Raw genomic sequence first — 2,162 nt, 5'->3', positions numbered from 1 at the left:
GCTGGGAATACATCCTGAAGTTTCCTGGCGAAGGCTTCAAATGTGAGTCGCCCGCCGGAGCGCTCAGCTGCCTCTAGGAAAGTAGTGTAAGCGCGGTGCCGCCGAAGTGCTTGGCCGACCAGCGTCCGAATGGCTGAGTCGCGGTCGCTTGCGTTTCGGACGCTATCGACGAAGCTCACCCGGTTGGGCTCGTAGGAGCTAATGCCCATCAGGCGAAGTTCTCGTACGAGATTCCAGACTGCATTCTCGCTTGTCCCGAATCGTTCGGCGACCTCAACAACGTAGCTGTCGCCCCCGTCTTTTTCGAGCTCTCGTAGGAGACGGGCTACTGAAACGGGAGCCTGTCGCAGGATGTAGGAGTCTTCAATTGGTACTCGACCGCTTGTGATGAAGTCTCGGAAGATGTCCCAATAGGTATCTAGATGTTCACCAACTGACACGATAAGGCGGCGATTGATTAGGGACTGAACGATATCTGCCGAAACTCGATCCATTGCATCGGTTACATTGACTGGAGCAAAGCGGGCGATATACTTTAGGGCTTCGCGTTCGTGAGGGCTTAGCTCCGCCATGTCGGCTTCGAACAGGGTTTGAACATTTAGGGCTTCAGACAATAGTTGCTCCTGCGTTACGCCTGACTCAATCTCTCGCAGGAGATGTCCTGCGAGCTTCTTGAACAGCCAGGGCAGGCCCTGCGAATACTCGCGCAGGCGCTGACGCAATTCGCGACTTAGTCGCTGACCGGATTCCTTCTCTAGTCTCCTGAGAAGCGTCTCGACGTCTCGTGGCCCCCACGTCGGGAGCGTAATGACGTGCGCTGATCCGCGGATCTCATCACGAAGTTGATACGGGTAACCTTCTGTCCATCCAACATAGTCGGTTTTCCACGAGAAGCCAACGGTAAGTGGAATGTCTAGCTCTTGTACGCCGAGAGCGAGATCGCGGAATTGCCTGGCGAGGGCCTCATCTCGGAAGACGTTTTCGAACTGGTCGAACATTAGGAACAATGGCCCGCGGTTAAGCCAGGTGCTGTCGGATAGCGTCCGCAGGCTACTGGTAAGCGACGCCCACGACGGCTTCGAAGGTAGCTCTACGTAGCCGTCGATAGCGGCCTGCTCGCCAAACTTTCGTAGCACACTGCTGACGAACCGGGTCGTAGCGACGGTTCTTGTGTCTACGACAAGCGCGGCACCTCCTGAATCTTCTGTCATCTTCTTAAGTCTTAGCGCCAAGGAGCTTTTTCCCCAGCCAGATTGTGCGTTGAGAACGATGACACTTCCCGACTTGGCGAAGACCTCACCCGCCTGTCGTATGGCCTCGCGTCTCCCCACGAAGAACTTAGGTGAAGCGGGCAGTTGATACTCAAAGTTGTTCGTACTTCCTGCGACCACGGCGATGAAATCCTCGGCATCTGGAGGAGTCTCGATTGTGCGCTTCAGGTCTGATGTCGAAGCGACATGCCAATCGGAAACGTCTAGGCCGCGTGCAAACTCGGTTTCGCGAACTAGGTCAAGAACTAACTCGGGAACGCTCAGAGAGCCTGTGGCTCTGAGGACGACCCGAGCCGCGCGGGCGCCTTCACCTAACTCGATTGCGGCCGAATAGACGCCATGCTCGGCCACTACTATTGTCGGGTCGATGTAGCTATCGTTATCGTAAAAAGGATGGATGATTTGTCGATCAACTAGGGATTCGTATACGTCGTTAGCGTCCAGTACCCGGAAGTCGGGGTCATCGAGTCGGATTGTCTCGTAGAACTCATTGAGGTGTTCTCAGTAGCGGGTTGATCATGTCGTGCGGTCGTACTCGGTGTGGAGTAGTACGAGCGCAGCTGCGGTGATCGCGCCGGTGCGCCAGGGACATAGCGTGACTCGCCGCAACGCGGCGAAGGTGGTCTTGAGCAGGGCGTTTCCGCGTTCGGCCAGAGCACGAAGGGCTGAGTGGAGGGTGTTGACGGTGCGCTGGTTGACCGTCTGCCCGCGGCCGGGGGCGAGTTTGATGGGCACGGTGAGCCGGTCGGCTTCGCCTTCGTAGCCGAGGTCGCCCAGCGCGGCGTGGGTGTCGTCGGTGAACGCGGCCAGGCCCTCGAGCAGCCCGGGGTGGGTACGGGCGCAGCGGGTGTCGTGCTCGCGGCCCGGCCGCACGTCGCTGGTCCATAGCGG

General features: G+C 58.0%; 2 protein-coding genes. Both read right to left on the bottom strand.

Features of this window, described 5'->3' with window-relative positions:
* A partial coding sequence (locus Ae505Ps2_RS32400) for a hypothetical protein (protein WP_212567601.1) occupies window positions 1-1,622 on the bottom strand: 1,622 nt, incomplete at its 3' end.
* A gap of 165 nt (window positions 1,623-1,787) precedes the next feature.
* Window positions 1,788-2,162 (bottom strand): transposase family protein (locus Ae505Ps2_RS02205; RefSeq protein ID WP_249265208.1); only part of this gene is annotated, 375 nt, incomplete at its 5' end.

It is taken from the genome of Pseudonocardia sp. Ae505_Ps2 (assembly GCF_001932425.1).
Lineage (GTDB): Bacteria > Actinomycetota > Actinomycetes > Mycobacteriales > Pseudonocardiaceae > Pseudonocardia.
Note: the sequence above shows the minus strand (reverse complement) of the source record. Positions and strands in the feature narration are given on the sequence as shown.